Origin of the sequence: Microbacterium sp. NPDC058389, assembly GCF_042722305.1 — a bacterium.
In the GTDB taxonomy this organism is placed as follows: Bacteria; Actinomycetota; Actinomycetes; order Actinomycetales; family Microbacteriaceae; genus Microbacterium.
The window spans coordinates 18,444-40,040 of the sequence record NZ_JBHXJQ010000008.1 but is presented as its reverse complement, the minus strand read 5'-3'; the positions used below and the strand labels follow the sequence as shown (position 1 = coordinate 40,040).

The window sequence follows — 21,597 nt, the reverse complement described above, 5'->3', positions numbered from 1 at the left end:
GTCAGGAGTCCTGATCTCGTGAGCCCCGAGGATCGGGTCGAGGCCGCTCACTCCGCCACCTGCCGGCGGGGAACGCGCGGACCGATGCGCGTCACGATCTCGTAGTTGATCGTGCCGGCGGCATCCGCCCACTCCGTGGCCGAGGGCACCCCGAGGGTCGGGTCGCCGAACAGCACCGCCTCGTCGCCGACCGCGACGGGCGCATCGCCGACGTCGACGACGAACTGGTCCATCGCGATGCGGCCGGCGACCGTGAAGCGCCGTCCGCCGATGACGACCGGACCGGCACCGGAGGCCTGCCGCGGCACGCCGTCGGCGTAGCCGACGGGCACGAGCGCGAGCGTCGTGTCACGGTCGGTGCGGTAGTCGTAGCCGTAGGAGACGCCCTTGCCCGCCGGCACGCGGCGCACCGCGGCGACGGAGCCGTGCAGCGTCATCGCCGGGCGCAAGCCCAGATCGGCCGACGTACGGTCGGCGAACGGCGACAGCCCGTACAGGCCGATGCCGATGCGCACGCAGCCCAGCCGCGCCTCGGGCAGGCCGATCGCGGCGTGCGTGGCCGCGATGTGGCGCAGCGGCGGGGCGAGCCCCAGCGACGCGGCGACGGCGACGCCCTCTTCGAACGCACGCAGCGCCGCGCGGTCGTCGTCGTCCGATGCGTTGGAGAGGTGGCTGAACAGCGCGACGACGCGCACACGTCCGATGCGCTCCAGCCGCGCCGCCTCGGCGAACACGAGGCGATAGTCGTCGGGCGCGATGCCGTTGCGCGACAGGCCGGTCTCCAGCTTCAGGTGCAGCGCCACGGGGCGGTCCGAGGATGCCGCCGCCGCGGCCTTCTGCAGCTGGTCGAGGTTCGAGATGCCGAGCTCGATGCCGTGTGCGGCCGCCTCCGAGAAGTCCGCCCCCGGTGCGTGCAGCCATGCCACGATCGGCGCGTCGATGCCGGCGCGCCGAAGCGCCAGCGCCTCGGTGATGTCGCTCACCCCCAGGCGGCTCGCGCCGCCCGCGAGGGCCGCGAGCGCCGAGCGCACGGCGCCGTGGCCGTACCCGTCGGCCTTGACCACGGCGATGATCTCGGAGCCGGTCAGCCGGCGCAGGTGCCGCACGTTGTCTGCGATCGCGCCGACGTCGACGGTCGCCTCGCGCAGCGCTCCGTGGGGCAGGCGGCTCATACGGACTCCTCGGTGGGGTGCGGGGCGACGGATTCGGCGACGACGTACGCGGTCGCGAGGCCCGCGTCGTGCGACATCGACAGGTGCAGGACGGTGATGCCGCGTGCGGCGACCACGGCGGCGGTCGAGCCGGTGAGCGAGAACAGCGGGCGGCCCGAGGGCTCCGACGCGACCTCGATCTCGGTCCAGTGGACGCCGTCAGAGCCGCCGAGCGCCTTGATCAGCGCCTCCTTGGCCGCGTACCGCGCCGCCAGCGAGTGGGGCTTGAGCAGCCGCTCACGCTCCGAGAACAGCCGTTCGAGCAGCCGCGGCGTGCGCGTGATGGTGCGCTCGAACCGCGGGATGTCGACGAGGTCGACGCCGATTCCGACGATCACGTGCACCTCCTGTCGCGCCGGTGCGCGGCATCCGCCACCCTATCGCGGGCGGGAGTGCGCCCCGGTCTGCCGGGGGCCGTGGCCGCCGGCATCCCTCACTCGACGGTGACGGACTTCGCGAGGTTGCGCGGCTGGTCGACGTCGAGGCCCTTCGCGGTGGCCAGGCCCATCGCGAAGATGTGCAGCGGCACGACGGCGAGGAGCGGCTCGAAGAACGTGCCCGCGGGCGGGATGCGCAGCACCTCGTCGGCCTTGGGCAGCACGGCCGCGTCACCCTCTTCGGCGATCGCGATGACGCGGGCGCCGCGCGCACGGATCTCTTCGATGCTCGAGATGACCTTCTTGTGCATCTCGGACGACTTGCGCGGCGACGGGACGACCACGAACACCGGCTGCCCGGGCTCGATGAGCGCGATCGGACCGTGCTTGAGCTCTCCGGCGGCGAAGCCCTCGGCGTGGATGTAAGCGAGCTCCTTGAGCTTGAGGGCACCCTCGAGGGCGATCGGGTAGCCGACGTGGCGTCCGAGGAACAGCACCGACCGGGTGTCGGCCATCCAGCCCGCGAACTGCTCGATGCGCGGCTGCTCGTTGTCGAGGATGCGCTGGATCTTGGCGGGGACCGCCTCGAGCTCGCGCACGTGCGCGGCGGCGTCCGCGGCCGACACGACACCCCGCACGCGACCGATGTGCAGGCCCATCAGGTACAGCGCGGTGATCTGGGCGACGAACGCCTTGGTCGAGGCGACGGCGACCTCGGGGCCGGCGTGCGTGTAGACGATCGCGTCGGACTCGCGCGGGATGGTGGCGCCCTGCGTGTTGCAGACCGACAGCGTGCGCGCGCCGTGCTCGCGGGCGTACTTGACGGCCATGAGCGTGTCCATCGTCTCGCCGGACTGGCTGATCGAGACGACGAGGGTGTCGGGGCCGATCACGGGGTCGCGGTAGCGGAACTCGTGCGCGAGCTCGACGTCGACGGGGATGCGCGTCCACTGCTCGATCGCGTACTTGCCCACCTGGCCGGCGTAGGCGGCGGTGCCGCACGCGATGACGATGATGCGCGAGATGCCGGCGAACAGGTCGTCGAGGCCGTCGAGCTCGGGGATCACGACCTGACCGTCGTGGATGCGGCCGCGCAGCGTGTTCGCGACGGCCTCGGGCTCCTCCGAGACCTCCTTGGCCATGAACGACGACCACCCGCCCTTCTCGGCGGCGGCGGCGTCCCACGTCACCTCGAACGGCTCGACCTCCACGGGGCGGCCGGCGAAGTCGGTGACCTCGACGCCCTCGGGCGTGATCGCGACGATCTGGTCCTGGCCGATCGCCAGCGCGTGACGGGTGTGCTCGACGAAGGCCGCGACGTCCGACCCGAGGAAGTTCTCGCCCTCGCCGAGGCCGATCACGAGCGGCGAGTTGCGGCGGGCGCCGACGACGAGGCCGGGCTGCTCCTGGTGCAGCGCGAGCAGCGTGAAGGCGCCCTCCAGGCGCGGCGCGACGGCGCGGAACGCGGCGACCAGATCGCCCGTGCGACGGAACTCGCGGCCCAGCAGCACGGCCGCGGCCTCGGTGTCGGTCTCGCTGCGGAACGTGAAGCCCTCCGACAGCAGCTCCGCCTTGAGCTCGGAGAAGTTCTCGATGATGCCGTTGTGGATGACGGCCAGCTTGTCATCGTCCGCCAGGTGCGGGTGCGCGTTGCCGTCGGTCGGACCGCCGTGCGTCGCCCACCGCGTGTGGCCGATGCCCGTGGTGCCGTCCGACAGCGGCCGGGCCGCGAGGTCGTCGCGCAGCACCTGCAGCTTGCCGGCGCGCTTGCGCATCTCCAGAGTTCCGTCGTCATCGATGACGGCGATGCCCGCGGAGTCGTACCCGCGGTACTCGAGCCGCGAGAGCCCCGCGATCAGCACGTCCTGGCTCTGACGAGGGCCCACGTATCCGACGATTCCGCACATGCCGTCCATGGTAGGCGGGCGGTTTTGCGCGGTCCCCTTACGAATAAGGAGTGCCCGCGTCCGTGCCCGCGGGCTCGACGCGCGTCACAGCTTGCGGAGCAGGACCGTCTCGACCTTGTGGTCGATCGCCTTCTGCAGCACGAGGTTCGCGCGGTGGCGCGTCGGGAGCACGTTCTCCTCCAGGTTGGGGAGGTTGATGGTGTTCCAGAATCCGAGGGCGCGCTCCACGGCCTCCTCGTCCGACAGCTGCGCGAACACGTTGAAGAACGAGTTCGGGTTGCTGAACGCGGCGCGGCGCAGGGCGAGGAAGCGGTCGACGTACCACTCGGCGATGTGCGAGGCATCCGCGTCGACGTAGATCGAGAAGTCGAACAGGTCGCTCACCGCGACGTCGTTGGGCGACGGCGGCGGCTGCAGCACATTGAGCCCCTCGACGATGACGATGTCGGGGCGGCGCACGGTCACGACCGCGTCCGGCACGATGTCGTACCGCATGTGCGAGTAGAACGGCGCCCGCACCTCGGGCGCGCCGCTCTTGACCTCGGTGAGGAACGACACCAGGGCCCGCCGGTCGTACGACTCGGGGAAACCCTTGCGCTCCATCAGCCCGCGTCGCTCGAGCTCGGCGTTCGGGTACAGGAACCCGTCGGTCGTGATGAGCTCGACACGGGGCGTCCCGGGCCAGCGCGACGTCAGCTCACGCAGCAGGCGGGCGATCGTCGACTTGCCGACGGCCACCGAACCCGCGACCCCGACGATGAACGGCGTCGTCGAGTCGTTCTCGCCGAGGAAGGCCGACTCCTCCGCGCCGAGGCGCTTGGTCGACTCGGCATACAGCGACAGCAGGCGCGACAGCGGCACGTACACCTGAGCGACCTCGTCCATGTCGAGCCGATCGCCGAGACCACGGATCTGCACGATCTCTGTCTCTGTCAGCGGTTGCGCGATCCCCGAGGCCAGCCGCGCCCAATCGGCGCGATCGATCTCACGGTAGAGCGACAGCGCTGCGGCGAGCGCGCTGGGGTCTTGCACGGTGGCTTCGTCGGCGGACATCGCGCCCATCGTAGCCGCACACCTCGCCTGGGCCGATCCGGGGATCGGGTGGATGCCGCGACCCGCCCGCACGGGCAGGTCGCGGCATCCCCTCGTCAACGCCGGGGCGGGTCAGCGGCGGTCGCGCTGGTCGAGCTCGTGCTGGGCGTCGTGGCCCGGGACGAGGTCGGCGGTCTCGGCGGCGGCGACCACGGCGATCTCGGACGTGAGCGCCTGCTCGAGGGCGGCCTCGTAGCGGCTGCGGCGGCGCTTGAGCCACAGCCCGCCGACGATGAGCACCGCCAGCACGGCGTACGCGGTCGCCGCGAACGGGTGCAGGAACAGCGACGCGACATTGCCCTGGCTCTGCTGGAGGGCCTTGCGCAGGTACTCCTCGCCCATCGGGCCGAGGATCATGCCGACCACGAGCGGTGCGACCGGGTATCCGTAGCGCCGCATGAAGAAGCCGAGCACGCCGATCACGAGCAGGATGAACACGTCGACGGTCTGGAAGTTGACCGCGTACGCACCCAGCGCGGCGAACGTCATGATGCCGGCGTAGAGGTACGGGCGCGGGATGCGGAGCACCTTCGCCCACATGCCGACCAGCGGCAGGTTGAGCACGATGAGCATGACGTTGCCGATGTAGAGGCTCGCGATGAGCGCCCACACGAGCGCCGGCTGGCTCTCGAACAGGCGCGGGCCCGGCTGGATTCCGTACGACTGGAACGCCGTGAGGATGATCGCTGCCGTCGCCGTCGTCGGCAGGCCGAGGGTCAGCAGCGGCACGAGGACGCCCGCCGCGGCGGCGTTGTTCGCCGACTCGGGACCGGCGACGCCCTCGATAGCGCCGTGGCCGAACTCCTTCTTGTGCTTCGAGAGCTTCTTCTCGGCCGCGTACGAGAGGAACGTCGCGACGTCGGCGCCGCCGGCGGGGATCGTGCCGATCGGGAAGCCGATCACGGTGCCGCGCAGCCACGGCGCCCACGAGCGCTTCCAGTCCTCGCGCTTCATCGAGCGCCGCCACGAGCCGCCCACGGGCGTCACCGGGATCGAGCCGTGCCGCAGGCGCGCCGCGACGTACAGCGTCTCGCCGACGGCGAAGAGGCCGACCGCGACGAGCACGACGTCGATCCCGTCGGCCAGCGGCAGCAGGCCCATCGTGTAGCGCGCCTGGCCCGACAACAGGTCGGTGCCGATGAGACCGATGAACAGGCCGATGCCGAGCGACGACATGCCCCGCGACACCGACGAGCCCAGCAGCGCTCCGACCGTGATGAAGGCGACCACGATGAGCGCCACGTAGTCGGCGGGCCCGAGGCTGACCGCGAACGTCGCGAGCACGGGCGCCAGCAGCGTGAGGCCGATCGTGGCGATCGTGCCCGCGATGAACGACCCGATCGCGGCGGTCGCCAGCGCCGTGGCGGCACGGCCCATCCGCGCCATCTTGTTGCCCTCGATGGCGGTGATGATGGATGCCGACTCCCCTGGCGTGTTCAGCAGGATCGAGGTCGTCGAACCGCCGTACATGCCGCCGTAGTAGATGCCGGCGAACGTGATGAGTGCGGCCGTCGGGTCGAGCGTGTAGGTGAGCGGGAGCAGCAGCGCCACCGTCATGGCGGGGCCGATGCCCGGCAGCACGCCGACGGCGGTGCCGACGAGCACGCCGAGGAAGGCGAAGAGGAGGTACTGCGGCTGGAACGCCGTCGCGAACCCCTCGAGCAGGAGTGAGATGTTGTCCATGGGTGATCCGTCAGATGAGGGGTCCGAGCCAGCCGAGCACCGGTCCGAGGGGCAGCGAGAGGCCGAGCAGCTCGCCGAAGAGGATCTGCACCAGCACGCCGATCACGAGGCCGACGACGAAGCCGAGCCACCAGCGCCTGTTGCCCAGCGCCCAGGCGACGCCCCCGAACAGCAGCGCCGCGGCGAGCGCCCAGCCGATGTACTCGAGCAGCAGCAGGTGCGCCATGAGCAGCGCCAGGATGATGGCGATCGTGCGCCAGTCGGTGCGGGCGCCCGGGTCCGTGTCCTCGGACTCCTCGGGGGTGCCGAGGTGTCCGCGGAGGACGCCGACGAGCACCGCGATGCCGGCCGTCAGCAGGATCGCCGACACGAAGATCGGGAAGACGGTCGGCCCGACGCGGGCGCCCGCGGGCACCCGGATGAGGAACGCGCCGACGAGCGCGAAGACGCCGAGGCCGATGACCAGCAGCGCGAAGACGAGCTCGCCGGTGCGGCGGGCGGGCCGCGGCGGTGCGACCACGAGCGCGGGCTTGGTGATGGGGGGCGGGCCCCCTTCCGGTCCGGAAGGGAGCCCACCGGGGGTGGGGGTCGTCATTCCACGAGCCCGATGCTCTGCAGCGTGTCGCCGACCGAGGCGACGTTCTCGGCGAGGAACGCGTCGAAGCCGTCGCCGACGAGGAACGCGTCGGACCAGCCGTTGTCTTCGAGCGTCGTCTGCCACTGCCCGCTGTCGTGCATCTCGGTCACGAGATCGGCGAGCGCCTGGGCCTCGGCATCCGAGATCCCACCGGGGGCGAGCACGCCGCGCCAGTTCGTGAGCACGACGTCGTAGCCCTCGTCGACGAGGGTCGGGGCGTCGGGGAGCAGCGCCGCCGGCTCCTCCGAGCTGACGCCGAGGGCGCGCATGGAGCCGTCCTCGATGAACTCGGCGAACTCGCCCACGCCCGAGATGCCGGCGTTCGCGTTGCCGCCGAGCAGCATCGTGACCGCCTCGCCGCCGCCGGCGTTGGGCACGTAGTTGAGCTTCTCGATGATCTCGTCCGAGCCGAGGCCGGCCTCGGTGAGCAGCAGCCCCGCCAGGATGTGGTCGGCGCCACCCGCCGAGCCTCCGGTCACGACGACCGACTGCCCGTCCTCGGCGATCGCATCGACGAGGTCTTCGAGCGTCTTGTAGGGCGAGTCGGCGGGCACGACGACGACCAGCGGCTCCTCGGTGAGGCGCGCGATGGGCGTCGTGTCCTCGATGCGGGTGGCCGCGCCGTTGGTCTCGATCGCACCCACCATGACGAGTCCGGTCACGATCAGCGAGTACGGGTCCCGCTCGTTGGCGAACGACGCGAGGCCGACGGTGCCGCCCGCTCCGCCGACGTTCGTGACGGGCGCCGCCGACACGAGCTCCTCGCCGGTGAGCACGGCGCTCATGGCGCGTCCGGTCTGGTCCCAGCCGCCGCCGGGATCGGCCGGGACGAGGATCCCGACCTCGTCGACGGCGGCCGCCTTCTCGGCGTCGCCGCCGCTGTCCGCGGCGCCGCCGGTACCGGACGACGTGCAGCCGGCGAGCGCCAGGGCGCCCGCGGCGATGATCGCGGGGATCGCGAATCTGCGCATTCCACTCCTCCTCGAGTGCGTGCGGGGCGACGTCGCCCCGTGCTGTGTGCCTCCCGACGCTAGGGACCGGCCGGCGGCGGCCCCGGGTTGCGTAACTAATGCGCGACTTCCGTAACTATTGGTCGCGGGCGAGGGATGCCGCACCCGGTCTCCGCACCGGACAGCCGACTTACACTTGCTGGCGTGACGCCGATGTCGCTCAAGGTGCAACTCCTGCTGCTGCAGGCCGTGATCGTGTGCCTGGCGACCCTCATCACCGGCGTGATCGCGGCGACGCTGCAGGAGCGGGCGATCCGCGACGCGTATCAGGACCGCATGTACGCGGTGGCCCAGTCGGTGGCCCGACTTCCGGTGATCGTCGACGCCCTCGACGACGCCGACCCTGCGGCGTCCGTGCAGCCGGTGGCCGAGATCATCCGCGAAGCGTCGGATCTCACGTACGTCGTCGTGACGGATGCCGCCGGCATCCGTCTGTCGCACCCCCATCCCGACCGCATCGGCGAGAAGGTGTCGACCGATCCCTCCGCGCCGCTCGCGGGCGAGATCTACGAGGGCACGCAGCCGGGCACCCTAGGTGTCTCGTGGCGCGTCAAGGTGCCGATCTTCAGCGACGGCGGCTCGGTCGGCGACACCTCCGGAGCGGTCGTCGGGATGGTGTCGGTGGGCGTCCTCGAGTCCGAGCTCAGCGCCGACTTCCTGTCGCAGGTGCCATGGCTGCTCGTCGCGATGGGCGCATCCGCCGTCATCGGGGTGTTCGGCGCCGCGTGGGTCACGTCGGTCATCCGCAAGCGGATCTTCCGCCTGGAGCCCGGCGAGATCGCCTCGCTCGTCGAGCAGCGCGAGACCGTGCTGCACCGCATCGGCGAGGGCATCATCACGGTCGACGAGCGCGGCGTGATCACCGTGGCGAACGATGCCGCGACGCGCCTGCTGGGCGACGACGACCTGGTCGGACGTCCCGCGATCGAGGCGCTGGAGCCCGCGGTCGCCGACGTGCTGCGCCGCGGCGAGCCGGACGGCGCACTCGTGCTCGTCGGCGAGCGCGTCCTCATCGCGCGCAGCACGGGCACCGTCGTCGACGGCGAGGCGACCGCGGCGACGCTCCTCCTGCGCGACCACACCGAGCTGCACCAGGCGCTGCGTGAGATGGACGGGGCGCAGTCGCTCACCGACGGGCTGCGCGCGCAGGCCCACGAGTTCGCCAACACGATGCACGTGCTGTCGGGGCTGCTCGAACTCGGCCTCGTCGACGACGCGCGCGAGTTCATCGCCGGTTCGACGCCCGGCGGCGCGATGGGCGGCGGCGAGACGCGTCCCATCCTGGGGCAGTTCGAGCTCTCGGCGCTGCTCGCGGTGAAGACCGCGCAAGCGCGTGAGCTGGGCATCGCACTCGACGTGCGCCGTGACCGCAGCGACGCCGGCGCCGACGCACCACGGCTGACCGACGACCTCGGCCACGACCTCGTGACGATCGTGGGCAATCTCGTCGACAACGCCGTCGAGGCGTGCGGCCTGGGCGACCGCGTCGAGGTCTCGGCGCGGATCGACGGCGGCGCCGTCGTGGTGGCGGTCGACGACAGCGGTCCCGGCGTGCCCGAGACCGACCGGGCCGGCATCTTCATCGAGGGCGTGAGCTCGAAGGCCCCCGCCGGTGCGCGGGGCCCGCATCGCCGCGGCATCGGCCTCGCCCTCGTGCGCCGGATCGTGCGGCGCCGTCGCGGCGCGGTCGAGGTCGCCGACTCCCCGCTGGGCGGCGCGCGGTTCCTGGTACGGCTGCCCGTGGAGGCGGCGCCCGCCCCGACGGCACCCGAGGCGGTGCCGGCATGACCGCAGCGCTGCGGGTGGTCGTCGTCGACGACGAGCCCGCCGTCGCCCGCCTGCACACGAGGTTCGTCGCCGCCTACGAGGGGTGTGAGGTCGTCGCCGTCGCGGGCACCGGTCCCGAGGCGATCGCGACGGTGCAGGAGCTGGAGCCCGATCTCGTGCTGCTCGACCTGCACCTCCCCGGCTGCTCGGGGCTCGACGTGCTGCGTGCGGTGCGTGCAGGACGCGGCCGGCAGCCGGAGTTCATCGCGGTGACGGCGGCCCGCGACTTCGACAGCGTGCGTGCGGCGCGACTGGCGGGCGTGCGGCACTATCTCGTGAAGCCGTTCTCGGCGGGCGACCTGTACGCCCGCGTCGACGACGTCGTGCGCGAGGCAGCCGCGTCGCGGGCGGCCGGTTCCGCGCTCGACCAGGACGACATCGACTCGCTCATCGGCGGTGCGCCCGCCGGCTCCGCGCTTCCTAAGGGCCTCAGCGTCGAGACGCTCGACGCGGTCCGCCTCGCGTTGGCCGCAGGGCCGTGGTCGTCGGCATCCGATGTCGCGGCGGCCGTCGGCATCTCTCGCGTGACGAGCCGGCGCTACCTCGAGCACCTCGCTCACACGGGCGTCGCGGCGCGCCGTCTCGACTACGCCACCGCGGGGCGGCCGAGCACCCTGTACGCCGTCCGCTGAGGCCCGCGCGCGCAGCGCGGAGATGCGGGATGCCGGCGGCCCCGGCATCCCGTCGTCTCGTCACGGTATCGTCACGGGCGTTGACAGAATTGAGTTTTGTATACAGAATACTGAACGGACAAAGCCGTTCCCGCACCGAAAGAGGTAGCCCGATGTCGCGCCCGAAGTCAGTCACGAAGTTGGTCATGGTCACCGCAGGCGTCGCCGCGCTCTCACTGACCCTCGGCGCCTGCAGTGGAAGCAGCGCCGCGCACGATGAGAACACGGTCGTGTGGTCGACGTGGGGCACCGCCGACGAGCTCAAGCGCTACGACGAGTTCAACAAGGCGTTCATGGAGCGCCACCCCGACATCACCGTCAAGATGCAGCCCGTGGCCGGCTACGGCCAGTACCACCCGAAGCTGCTCGCGCAGCTCGCCAGCAACACCGCGCCCGACGTGTTCTACGTCGGCGACGACAAGATCGGCCAGTTCGTCGACTCCGGCCGCCTGATGCCGCTCAAGGACCTCATGGAGTCCGACGAGAGCCAGACCAAGCCCGACGACTTCTTCCCCGGCCTGTTCGGCGCGGCCGAGAAGGACGGCGAGTACTACGGCGCTCCGAACGACTCGAACCCCGACGTGCTCTGGTACGACAAGAAGACGCTCGCCGCCGCCGGCATCACGGAGGATCCCGCGACGCTCGCCGAGAGCGACCAGTGGACGACCGAGAAGTTCCTGGAGATGAACGACAAGCTCGCCGACGCCGGCATCGGCGGCACCATGTTCTGGAACTACTGGGCCACGCACTGGAGCTGGCTGTCGTCGCAGGGCGCTCCTGCGCCGTACGACGAGTCCGGCGCGTTCGTCGCCAACACGGACGACCAGTCGGTCGCCGACGTCGAGACCCTCGGCGAGTACTTCCATGACGGCAAGTTCATCGTCGCCGACACGCTGCCCGACGGCGCCGGCAGCGACAGCCTGTTCGTCACCGGCAAGGCCGGCTTCTACGTGCAGGGCCGTTACACGATCAGCACCGTCAAGGACGCCGGCACCGCTGACGACGTCGACATCGTGCGCTGGCCGACGCCCGACGGCAAGGCCGCGCCCACCGGTGTCGCGGTGTCGTACCTCGCGATCAACAAGGCGACGAAGTCGAAGGATGCCGCGTTCCTGTTCTGGACCGAGTTCCTCAGCGCCGAGGGCCAGATCGCACGCCTCGGGGGCGACGGCAACGCGGTGCCCTCGATCAAGGGCGCCGACGAGGTCGTGCTGAAGGACGGCTACCCCGCCCACGCGCAGACCATGCTCGACATGCGCGACATCGGGTTCGTGAACTACGCCGCCGAGTCCCGCGTCCCGGGTCTGCCGACCGACATCGCGGACCTGTTCCTGAAGCTCTACGAGGGCAAGGCGGACGCGCAGACCACGCTGGACGACGTCGCCGACCTGGTCGACGAGAAGTCGGCGAAGTGACCATGACGTACATCGAAGGGGCGGTCGGCGAAGCGGCCGCCCCTTCGGGGACGCTCCCCGAGCCTCCCCGGCGCACCGAGTCGGCCTGGCGCCGGCGCGACCGGCGCTGGGGGTATCTGTTCGTCGGCCCGCAGCTGATCGGCATGGCGGTCTTCGTCGTGCTGCCGTTCGCCGCGAGCCTCGTGCTCGCGTTCGCGAGGTGGGACGGCCTGTCCGACCTGGAATGGGTGGGATTCGAGAACTTCTCGTCCCAGTTCCAGGACGGTCTGCTGTGGCGCTCGATCATCAACACGCTGCTGATCGCGATCATCACGGTGCCGATCGGCCTGGGGCTCGCGGTGATCATCGCCGTCGCCCTGGAGAAGCTCAAGACGCGCACCCTCTACCTGGTGCTGTTCTTCGCGCCGGTGGTCACCTCGACGGTCGCGGTGGCGATGATCTGGCAGCAGATGTTCCGCGCCGACGGCGTCATGTCGGCGACGATCTCGAAGATCTTCGGCATCGCTCCCCCGGACTGGCTCGGCGACCCCCGCCTGGCGCTCATCGCGGTCTGCATCGTGACGATCTGGTCGTCGCTCGGGCTCAACGTCGTGATCTTCCTGGCGGGTCTGCAGAACATCTCCCCCGCCGTCATCGAGGCGGCGCGCATCGACGGCGCCGGCGCGTGGCGGATCTTCTGGAGCATCCGCCTGCCGCTGCTGTCGCCGATCGTGTTCTTCTCCAGCGTCGTGGCGTTCATCTCGTCGCTGCAGACGTTCGACACCGTCTACGTCCTGGTCGCCAACGGCGGCCCCGACAACGCCACCCGCACGATCGTCTACCACATCTACGATCTGGGCTTCGGGCGCTTCGAGTTCGGTCCGTCGAGCGCCGCCTCGATCATCCTGCTGATCCTGACGCTCATCATCACCGCGATCCAGTTCGGCGCTCAGAAGAAGTTCGTCCACTACGAGGAGGACGCGGCGTGAGCTCCATGACCCGTCTCAGCGACGGCACGCAGACCCCGGTCACCGACTCCACCGTCGCGATCGTCGCACCGGGCCGCCGCCAGCGCAGCGCCCCGGTCCGCGACCGCGCGAAGCGGCGCATCAATGCCACCCTGCTGCACGTGCTGCTGGTCATCGGCGGCATCGTGATGGTGTTCCCCTTCGTGTGGATGCTGCTGACGTCGTTCAAGACGCTGCCGCAGCTGCTGACCGACCCGCTGGCGTTCCTCCCCGACCCGTGGACGTTCGACAACTACACCGAGGCATGGAACGCGGTGCCGTTCGGCCAGGCGTACCTCAACAGCATCTACATCGCAGTGCTCGTCGTGATCGGCACGCTCATCACCGCGTCGATGGCCGGATACGCGTTCGCGCGCATCCCGTTCCGCGGCAGCAAGGTCATCTTCATCGTGTTCCTGGCGACGCAGATGATCCCCGCCCAGGTGACGCTCATCCCGTTCTACCTACTGATGTCGCAGCTCGGCTGGGTCGACTCCCACCTGTCGCTCATCGTGCCGGGCCTGCTCGCGAACCCGTTCGCCGTGTTCCTCATGCGCCAGTTCGTGCTGTCGCTGCCGAAGGAGCTCGAAGAAGCCGCGATCGTCGACGGCGCCGGCCGCTGGCGCATCTTCTGGAGCGTCATCCTGCCGAACCTGAAGCCGGGCCTCGCGGCGCTGAGCATCATCGTGTCGCTCGGCGTCTGGAACGCGTTCCTGTTCCCGCTCGTGCTGCTGAACACGCCGGACCTGTTCACGGTGCCGCTGCTGCTGACGTCGTTCCAGGGCCAGTTCGGCTCCGTGAACTACGGTCTGGTCATGGCGGCGTCCGCGATCTCGACGGTGCCGATGCTGATCGTGTTCGTCATCGGCCAGCGCCGCATCCTCAACAGCATGGCCGCATCCGGACTCGGAGGACGATGATGACCCTGACGACCGCCCCCGAGGCTCTCGCCGCGCTCGCCGGCCGGCACCTCGACCTCGTCCGGGCGCCGTTCACGCTGCCGTCCTCGCGCGTCATCGTGTTCCGCGAGGGCGACGGGGTGCGCGTGCACACGTCCGAGTACGAGAGATCGCTCGACCAGTGCCGCGTGCTCGACGCCTTGACGGTGAGGGATGCCGCCTCCCACGCGGTCCCGATCACGGCCGTTCTGCCCGACCGGGTCGTGTTCGGCGACGACGCGGCGACGCTCGTCTTCGCCGGCACCGAGGCCCTGTCGCTGGGGGCGGCGGCGCCCGGGCTGTCGGCCGAGTGGACGACGCCCGACGCGCAGACGCGCCTCACGCCGCTGGCCCCGGCCGTGCGCATCGACGTCGCACCGGACCGGAGCGTGAAGGTGACGGCATCCACTCGTCATGACGACGACGCGGACGCGAGCCGGACGCTGTGGCACGAGTGGTTCGCCCGCTGTCCCCTCGTGCGCGAAGACCTGCAGGAGATGACCGCGTTCTGCTGGTGGGTGCTCGGGGCGAACGTCGTGTCGCTGCCGCGCCTGCGTGAGCAGCTGGGCGAGGTGCACGCCGTCGTGCCGTCGAAGATCGGCTACGTCGGGCTGTGGCAGTGGGACGCCTACTTCATCGCCGCGGGGCTCCGCCACGGCGCTCCCGAGCTCGCGCGCGAGCAGCTGGATCTGGCGTTCGGATTCCCGTCGCCCGACGGACAGCTGCCCGACGTCGTGCACGAGGAGGGCGTGCTCGCGACGAGCGACGACCTGCCGCGGGCCGATCGCGACCGGCTGCGCCGGGCGGGGTCGCAGATCGCGGACCCCGGAGCGCCCGTGCCGCTGACCAAGCCGCCGCTGGCCGCGTGGGCGCTGCGCCGGGTGCTCGAGGCGCTCCCCCGCACGCCCGAGACGGAGACGTGGGCGCGGCGGCACCTCGAGACGATCCGGCGGTCGCAGGACTGGTGGTTCGCGGGGTCCGACCTCGACGGCGACGGCATGCCCGAGTACGGGCACCCGTACTCGTCCGGCCTCGACGACAGTCCCATCTTCGACGGCCCGCTGCCCACCACGGCGCCGGACCTCGGCGCCTACCTGGTGCGACAGGACCTGGAGCTCGCGCGGTTCGCCGAGGAGTTCGGCGACGCCGACCCGCAGCCCCACCGCGAACGGGCCGAGCGCACGCTCGCGAAGCTGCTGGATCTGTGGGACCCCGAGACCGGGGTGTTCACGGCGCGCGCCGCCGGCGAGCGGGTCGGCACGGACGCCATCGTCGGTCTCATGCCGCTGCTGACCGGACGGCTGCCCGACGACGTGCGCGACACGCTCGTCGCGGCGCTCGACGACCCCTCCCGCTACGGCACGCCCTGGGGGCTGCCGACCGTGGCGGCGGGCGATCCGGACTTCTCGCCCGAGCGGATGTGGCGCGGCCCGGTGTGGATCAACACCAACACGCTCGTGGCCGACGGGCTCACCGCGTCGGGGCTGCCCGGTCGCGCGCGCGAGCTGGCCGAGCGCACGCTCGCGCTGGTGATCCACGGCGGCGGTCCGCACGAGTACTTCCACCCCTACACGGGCGAGAAGGCCGGTACGGCGACGACGGCCTTCGGCTGGTCCGCCGCGCTGTTCGTCGACCTCGCGGTGCGGCTGTCGGCCTGAGGCCGGGCAGCAGAGAAGGGAGTGGATGCCTCGGGCCGAGGCATCCACTCCCTTCGTCGTCGTGCGCGGGGTCAGTCGGTGAAGTACGAGCTCGACGCGTTGTCGATGATGCGCTGCATGCCGTTGATCCAGTTGAGACGCAGCGCCGTGACGGCACCGGGCACGTCGCCGTCCACGAGGTGACGGGCGATCTCGGCGTGCTCGGCGGCGACGCGTTCGATCATGACGTCGCTGGGCACGAGCATCGACTCGTAGCGGTGGAAGGCACCGCGGACGCTCTCGATGAGGGCGAGCAGGCGCCGGTTGGTGCAGGCAGACAGCATGACGGCGTGCCACTCGTCGTCCTTCGAGATGACGAGGGCGTGCTCCACGACCTCCTGGTCGAACTCGGCGGCGAGCGCCGACAGCCGTGCGCCGAGGGCGGGGAGCGCATCGGGCGGTGTGAGTTCGAGGGCGAGCCCCTCCAGCGCCGCCATGATCGGCGCGAGCTCCTGGAACTCGCGCTTGCTGAGGGGCACGAACCGGAAGCCCTTGCCGTTCTCGCTCTCGATCTGGCCCTCGCTCTCGAGGGCGATGAGCGCCTCGCGCAGCGGGGTGCGACTGACGCCGAGCTCGGCGGCGAGCTGCACCTCGTTGATGCCTTCGCCGGGCTGCACGAGACCTGAGCGCATGCGAGCGAGCAGCTCGTCGCGCACCTGTGAGCGGAGATTCTTGCGCTCGATGGCCATTTCTTCCCTTCGCCGTGCGGTCAGCCTACGGCTTGACCCGATTCGGCATCCGCCATACGCTTGTGTATACAGAATACATTGAACAGTGTTCTTGTACAGCCCAGACTCGGAGAGGAGCCCTCGTGGCTGAGACCCCCGGCCCCGCCCGTCCCCGCCCGCTTCGGCTGGAGGCGCTCGCCTACGGCGGCGACTACAACCCCGACCAGTGGTCGGAGGAGGTGTGGGACGAAGACATCCGTCTCATGCTCGAGGCCGGCGTCAACCTCGTCAGCCTGCCGATCTTCAGCTGGCCGCAGCTGGAGCCCGCGCCCGGCGTGTACGAGTGGGGCTGGCTCGACCGCATCCTCGACAAGCTGTGGGCCGCGGGCATCGCGATCGACCTGGCCACCGCCACCGCGACGCCCCCGTCCTGGCTGCTGCGCGCGCACCCCGAGATGCACCCGATGGACGCCGAGGGCCACCGGCTCGAATTCGGCTCGCGGCAGATCTACTGCCCCAGCTCGCCGGTGTGGCACGACAACGTCGCACGCATGACGCGCGCCATGGCCGAGCGCTACGGCGCGCACCCCGGGGTCGTGCTGTGGCACATCTCGAACGAGTACGGCGACCACACCTCGCGCTGCTGGTGCCCCGAGTCGACCCGCCACTTCCGTCGCTGGCTGCAGGGCCGCTACGGCTCGCTCGACGGCCTCAACGACGCCTGGGGCGTCAACGTATGGGGCCAGCGCTACACGTCGTGGGACCACATCGAGGCGCCGCGCAAGGCGCCCGGACCCATCAACCCCACGCAGCTGCTCGACTTCGAGCGGTTCTCGTCGGACGCGATGCTCGAGCTCTTCCAGCTCGAGGTCGACGTGCTGCGCGAGGTCACGCCCGATCTGCCGGTCACGACGAACTTCATGAGCATGTTCCGCGACCTCGACTACTGGAAGTTCGCGGACGCCGAAGACATCGTCACCGACGACGCCTACCCCGAGCCCGCCGACCCGATCGCCCACGTCGGCGCCGCCCTCAATTACGGGCTGATGCGCTCGATGAAGGGCGGCCGGCCGTGGCTGCTGCTGGAGTCCTCGGCGAGCGCCACGAGCTGGCGCGACGTCAACGTGCCCAAGGCGCCGGGCAAGATGCGGGTCGACAGCCTGCAGGCCGTCGCGCACGGGTCGGACGCCGTCATGTTCTTCCAGTGGCGCCAGGCCAAGTACGGCCAGGAGAAGTTCCACTCGTCGATGCTGGGTCACCGGGGGGAGGCATCCCGCACCTATCGCGAGACCAAGGCGCTCGGCCACGAGCTCAAGCGGCTCGAGGCGGTGCGCGGCACGCGGGTGCGCGCCCGCGTCGCGCTCGTCGTCGACTGGGACTCGTGGTGGGGCTCCAGCGCGCTGGAGTCGCTCCCGTCGCAGCGTCTCAACTGGGCGCGGCAGGCTCGCGCGTGGCACCGCGCGATGCACCTGCTCGGCCAGCCGGTCGACGCCGTGCGGGCCGGCGGACCCTTCACCGGCTACGACGTCGTGCTCGTGCCGAACCTGTACATCGCCGACACCGAGCAGGCCGCGGCCCTGACGGCGTTCGCGCACGCCGGCGGTCACGTCGTCGTGGGCCCGTTCTCGGGCGTCGTGGACGCCACCGAGAAGGTGCACGACGGCGGCGCTCCCGGCCCCCTGCGCGGCCTCCTCGGACTGGAGGTCGACGAGCAGTGGCCGCACGCCGACGGCGTCGTCGAGCGGGTCGACATCGCGGGCGCCCCGCACGAGAACCCCGCGTGGGCCGAGTGGATCGAGGTGGATGCCGCCACCGCCGTGATCGGCAGCTACACGTCGGGCGAGCTCGACGGCCGGCCCGCCGTCACGCGACGTGACGCGGGTGCCGGGTCGGCCTGGTACGTGAGCGCCATGCTCGCCGACGCCGGTCTGGCCGCCGTCTTCGCCGAGGTGCTCGGCGGCGCGGGAATCGCCGCCCGCACCGAGGTGGACGTCGATTTCGAGGCGGTGACGCGCTCGTCGGACGACACCGACTACACGTTCGCGCTGAACCACGGCCGCACGCCGCTCACCGTCCGCGTGCCCGAGGGCGCCCTCGACCTCGTGACCGGTGAGCGCACCGGTGCCACCCTCACGCTGGACCGCTACGGCGTGGCGGTCCTCGCGACAGCGCGTGACGGCATCCCGCCGTTCCTGACGCTCGCACACTGACCGAACCGAACCGCAGACCAGAAAGCAGGATGACGTGACCGAGACGTTCGTGCATCCCTACATCCCCAACACCGCACCCGCCGTCAAGGCCGAGATGCTCGCCGCCGTCGGCGCCGCCTCGGTCGAGGACTTCTACGCCGACGTGCCGGCCGAGCTGCGGCTGCAGCGCGCGCTGGACGTACCTGCGCCGCTGCCCGCGGAGCAGGACCTGGCCCGCCACGTGCGCGGCATCCTGGCGCAGAACCGCACCACCGAGGAGCGCCTCAGCTTCCTCGGCGCCGGCACGTACAACCACTACGTGCCCGCGGTCGTCGACGAGGTGATCCGCCGCAGCGAGTTCCTCACCGCCTATGCCGGCGAGCCGTACGAGGACCACGGCCGCTTCCAGGCGCTCTTCGAGTACCAGTCGCTGATGGCCGAGCTGCTTGCGATGGACGTCGTGAACGTGCCGACCTACGACGGGTACCAGGCCGCGGCGACCGGCCTCGCGATGGCCGGACGCCTCACCGGCCGACGCCGGGTGCTCGCCGTCAGCGACGTGCTGCCCGAGAAGGCGTCGAAGGTGCGCGACTACACGCGCGCCGACCTCGACATCGAGCGCGTGGCGACGGTCGACGGCACCGCCGACCTGACCTCGCTCGCCGAGCGCCTCGGCGACGACGTGGCGGCCGTCTGGATCGAGACGCCGAGCTTCACGGGGGCCGTCGAGGCGCGGCTGCGCGAGATCGCGGACCTCGCGCACGACGCCGGTGCGATCGTCGTCGTGGGCACCGACCCCGTCGGGTACGGCGTACTCACGCCGCCCGCGCTGCACGGGGCCGACATCGTGACGGGCGACATCCAGTCGCTCGGCCTGCACCAGTGGTTCGGCGGCGCGCACGCCGGCTTCATCGCCGTGCACGACGACCCGCGCTTCGTGATGGAGCTGCCCTCGCGACTGTTCGGCCTGGAGTCCACCGACGTGCCCGGCGAATACGGCTTCGGCGACGTCGCGTACGACCGCACGTCGTTCGCGCACCGCGAGGACGGCAAGGAGTGGGTCGGAACGGCCGCCGCGCTGTGGGGCATCGCCGCGGGCGTGCACCTGTCGCTCATGGGACCGCAGGGCATGGCCGAGCTCGGCGAGCTGCTGCTCGCCCGCACCGCCTACGCGCAGCAGCGGCTCGCCGCGATCCCGGGCGTTGCGCTCGGCGACCGCGCGCTGCACCTGCGCGAGTTCACGGTGCGCTTCGACGCCGCCCGCGCAGCCGACGTCGTCACGTCCCTGCGCGCCGACGGCATCGAACCGGGCGTGGTCGTCGACGAGCGCACCCTCCTGGTGTGCGTGACGGATGCCACCTCCGCTGCCGACATCGACCGCCTCGCCGCCGCCGTCGCCGCGGCGCTCGACACCACGAAGGAGCAGGCCGCATGCGATGTGCTGAGCGACGACGGCAAGGAGGAGTCGAAGTGAGCCTCCCCGTCGCCCCCAAGACCAGCCCGCGCCGATTCCACCAGGCCAGCTGGGACGAGCCGATCGTCTTCGAGCTGTCCACGCCCGGCGAGCGCGGCATCGCCATCACGCCCGTCGAGCCGGTCGTGCGCGAGGCCGTCGGCGATGTGCTGGCGACCCTCCCCGAGGGAATGAGGCGCCCCGCGCCGCCCGCGCTCCCCGAGATCGCGCAGATGCGCGTGCTGAAGCACTACCTGCGGCTGTCGCAGGAGAACCTGGGCTCCGACCTCAACGTCGACATCGGCCAGGGCACGTGCACGATCAAGTACTCGCCCAAGATCAACGACCAGCTCATCGAGGTGCCGCAGCTGCGCGCGCTGCACCCCGCGCAGGACCCGGCCGACACGCAGGGCGCGCTCGAGCTGATCTGGCGGCTGGAGCGTCTCATGGCCGAGATCTCGGGGATGGATGCCGTCTCGCTGGCCTCCCCCGGCGGCTCGGCGGGCATCTGGACCAACATCGCGATGATCCGCGCGTACCACGCGTCGCGCGGCGAGGCGGAGCAGCGCGACGAGGTCATCACGACGATCTTCAGCCACCCGTCGAACGCGGCCGCCGCGAAGGTGGCGGGCTACAAGGTGGTCACGATCTATCCCGACGCCGACGGCTACCCCGACCTGGCGGCCCTCAAGGCCGCGCTCTCGGACCGTACCGCCGCGATCATGGTGACCAACCCGGAAGACACCGGCATCTACAACCCGGCCATCAAGGAATGGGTGGATGCCGCACACGAGGTCGGCGCGCTCGCGTCGTACGACCAGGCCAATGCCGCCGGCATCCTCGGCATCACGCGTGCGCGCGACGCGGGCTTCGACGTGTGCCAGTTCAACCTGCACAAGACGTTCTCGGCGCCGCACGGCTCCGGCGGCCCGGGGGCGGCGGCCAACGCGGTGAGCGCGGCGCTGGCGCCGTTCCTGCCCGGCCCGCGGGTCGAGCAGGTCGACGGGCGATTCGTCGTGCGCGAGCCGGGCGACCTGTCGATCGGGCACGTGGCTCCGGCGCACGGCGTCGTGCTGCACGTCGTGCGCGCCTACGCCTGGATCATGGCGCTCGGCGCGGAGGGCATGCTGGCGGCGTCGCAGATCGCCGTGCTCAACAACAACTACCTGCTGAGCAGGGTGCTCGAGATCCCCGGCGCCTCCGCGCCCTATGCGACGGGTCGCCGACGCATCGAGCAGGTGCGCTACTCGTGGCAGGAGCTGTTCGAGGAGACCGGCATCACGTCGGAGGAGATCGGCATCCGCATGGCCGACTACGGCTTCCACTACTGGACGAGCCACCACCCCTACGTCGTGCCGCAGCCGTTCACGCTGGAGCCGACCGAGTGCTACTCGAAGGCCGAGATCGACGAGTACGTCACCGCGCTGGCGCAGGTCGCGCGCGAGGCCCGCGAGACGCCCGACCTCGTCCGCACGGCACCGCACAACCAGACGGTGCACCACACGCACCACGACGACCTCGACGATCCGGGGCGCTGGGCGATCACGTGGCGCGCGTACCGCCGCAAGTACTTCGGCGAGACGCCGGCGGACTTCTCGGCGCCGGCCCTGGTCGCTGAGCCTGTCGAAGCGTAGGCGCATGATCGGTCTCGTGGTCAACCCCGTCGCCGGGGTCGGCGGGCCCGCAGGGCTCGCCGGCTCCGACGGCGCCGACGTGCAGTCGCTCGCGGCGGCACGCGGGTCGTCGGCGCGCGCCGGTGCGCGCGCCCCGGCGGGGCGGGGGGGGCTGCCCCCCCGCGCCCCGGTGCGGAACGCGGCCGGGTCGCTGGGGGGGGAT

18 protein-coding genes are annotated in these 21,597 nt (G+C 71.2%); 10 read left to right on the top strand and 8 right to left on the bottom strand.

Annotated elements, in window-relative coordinates:
* Nucleotides 1–47 precede the first annotated feature (47 nt).
* The 7 genes from alr to ACFWJ8_RS12475 all read right to left on the bottom strand — a co-directional run bounded on the left by alr (nt 48) and on the right by ACFWJ8_RS12475 (nt 7,878).
* Entirely contained in the window at nt 48–1,172 is a 1,125-nt protein-coding gene (gene alr / locus ACFWJ8_RS12505) for an alanine racemase (RefSeq protein WP_378811772.1), read from the bottom strand.
* Entirely contained in the window at nt 1,169–1,549 is a 381-nt protein-coding gene (locus ACFWJ8_RS12500) for a holo-ACP synthase (protein ID WP_378811771.1), read from the bottom strand. The genes alr and ACFWJ8_RS12500 overlap by 4 nt, the downstream gene beginning before the upstream one ends.
* Before the next feature lie 95 nt (nt 1,550–1,644).
* Nucleotides 1,645–3,495: a glutamine--fructose-6-phosphate transaminase (isomerizing) gene (glmS, locus tag ACFWJ8_RS12495; protein WP_378811770.1), complete on the bottom strand. Its 1,851-nt coding sequence runs from the start codon at nt 3,493–3,495 to the stop codon at nt 1,645–1,647.
* 84 nt (nt 3,496–3,579) lie between these two features.
* Nucleotides 3,580–4,548: a type I pantothenate kinase gene (gene coaA / locus ACFWJ8_RS12490; RefSeq protein ID WP_378811768.1), complete on the bottom strand. Its 969-nt coding sequence runs from the start codon at nt 4,546–4,548 to the stop codon at nt 3,580–3,582.
* Between the two features lie 111 nt (nt 4,549–4,659).
* Nucleotides 4,660–6,270, bottom strand: coding sequence for a tripartite tricarboxylate transporter permease (locus ACFWJ8_RS12485; protein WP_378811766.1), 1,611 nt, complete (start codon nt 6,268–6,270; stop codon nt 4,660–4,662).
* Nucleotides 6,271–6,280: 10 nt separating this feature from the next.
* Nucleotides 6,281–6,865, bottom strand: a complete 585-nt coding sequence (locus tag ACFWJ8_RS12480) for a tripartite tricarboxylate transporter TctB family protein (protein WP_378811765.1) — start codon at nt 6,863–6,865, stop codon at nt 6,281–6,283.
* The gene (locus ACFWJ8_RS12475) at nt 6,862–7,878 is read right to left on the bottom strand and encodes a Bug family tripartite tricarboxylate transporter substrate binding protein (RefSeq protein WP_378811764.1); all 1,017 of its coding nucleotides are present in this window, start codon (nt 7,876–7,878) and stop codon (nt 6,862–6,864) included. Before ACFWJ8_RS12475 ends, ACFWJ8_RS12480 begins: the two co-directional genes overlap by 4 nt.
* Nucleotides 7,879–8,070: 192 nt before the next feature.
* Here ACFWJ8_RS12475 and ACFWJ8_RS12470 point away from each other — a divergent pair, with 192 nt between their 5' ends.
* The 6 genes from ACFWJ8_RS12470 to ACFWJ8_RS12445 all read left to right on the top strand — a co-directional run bounded on the left by ACFWJ8_RS12470 (nt 8,071) and on the right by ACFWJ8_RS12445 (nt 15,412).
* Nucleotides 8,071–9,705, top strand: a complete 1,635-nt coding sequence (locus ACFWJ8_RS12470; RefSeq protein ID WP_378812026.1) for an ATP-binding protein — start codon at nt 8,071–8,073, stop codon at nt 9,703–9,705.
* On the top strand, nt 9,702–10,376 hold the full coding sequence (locus tag ACFWJ8_RS12465) for a response regulator (RefSeq protein ID WP_378811763.1): 675 nt from the start codon (nt 9,702–9,704) through the stop codon (nt 10,374–10,376). Before ACFWJ8_RS12470 ends, ACFWJ8_RS12465 begins: the two co-directional genes overlap by 4 nt.
* A 185-nt stretch (nt 10,377–10,561) precedes the next feature.
* A complete protein-coding gene (locus ACFWJ8_RS12460) occupies nt 10,562–11,830 on the top strand; it encodes an ABC transporter substrate-binding protein (RefSeq protein ID WP_378811761.1) in 1,269 nt (422 codons plus the stop codon).
* Nucleotides 11,831–11,832: 2 nt separating this feature from the next.
* Nucleotides 11,833–12,798, top strand: coding sequence for a carbohydrate ABC transporter permease (locus tag ACFWJ8_RS12455; protein WP_378811760.1), 966 nt, complete (start codon nt 11,833–11,835; stop codon nt 12,796–12,798).
* Nucleotides 12,799–12,803: 5 nt separating this feature from the next.
* On the top strand, nt 12,804–13,736 hold the full coding sequence (locus ACFWJ8_RS12450; protein ID WP_378812023.1) for a carbohydrate ABC transporter permease: 933 nt from the start codon (nt 12,804–12,806) through the stop codon (nt 13,734–13,736).
* Nucleotides 13,736–15,412, top strand: coding sequence for an amylo-alpha-1,6-glucosidase (locus ACFWJ8_RS12445; RefSeq protein WP_378811758.1), 1,677 nt, complete (start codon nt 13,736–13,738; stop codon nt 15,410–15,412). Before ACFWJ8_RS12450 ends, ACFWJ8_RS12445 begins: the two co-directional genes overlap by 1 nt.
* Nucleotides 15,413–15,483: 71 nt before the next feature.
* Here ACFWJ8_RS12445 and ACFWJ8_RS12440 read toward each other — a convergent pair whose 3' ends face one another.
* Complete coding sequence (locus ACFWJ8_RS12440) at nt 15,484–16,140, bottom strand: GntR family transcriptional regulator (protein WP_378811756.1); 657 nt, start codon at nt 16,138–16,140, stop codon at nt 15,484–15,486.
* A gap of 122 nt (nt 16,141–16,262) precedes the next feature.
* On the opposite strand from ACFWJ8_RS12440, the gene ACFWJ8_RS12435 reads away from it, so the two are divergent.
* From ACFWJ8_RS12435 to ACFWJ8_RS12420, 4 genes are all read left to right on the top strand, one after another.
* Nucleotides 16,263–18,329, top strand: coding sequence for a beta-galactosidase (locus ACFWJ8_RS12435; RefSeq protein ID WP_378811754.1), 2,067 nt, complete (start codon nt 16,263–16,265; stop codon nt 18,327–18,329).
* 34 nt (nt 18,330–18,363) lie between these two features.
* Nucleotides 18,364–19,782, top strand: coding sequence for an aminomethyl-transferring glycine dehydrogenase subunit GcvPA (gcvPA, locus tag ACFWJ8_RS12430; protein WP_378811752.1), 1,419 nt, complete (start codon nt 18,364–18,366; stop codon nt 19,780–19,782).
* Nucleotides 19,779–21,395, top strand: a complete 1,617-nt coding sequence (gcvPB, locus tag ACFWJ8_RS12425; RefSeq protein WP_378811751.1) for an aminomethyl-transferring glycine dehydrogenase subunit GcvPB — start codon at nt 19,779–19,781, stop codon at nt 21,393–21,395. The genes gcvPA and gcvPB overlap by 4 nt, the downstream gene beginning before the upstream one ends.
* A gap of 4 nt (nt 21,396–21,399) precedes the next feature.
* The coding region (locus ACFWJ8_RS12420; protein ID WP_378811749.1) for a hypothetical protein at nt 21,400–21,597 on the top strand (198 nt) is incomplete at its 3' end.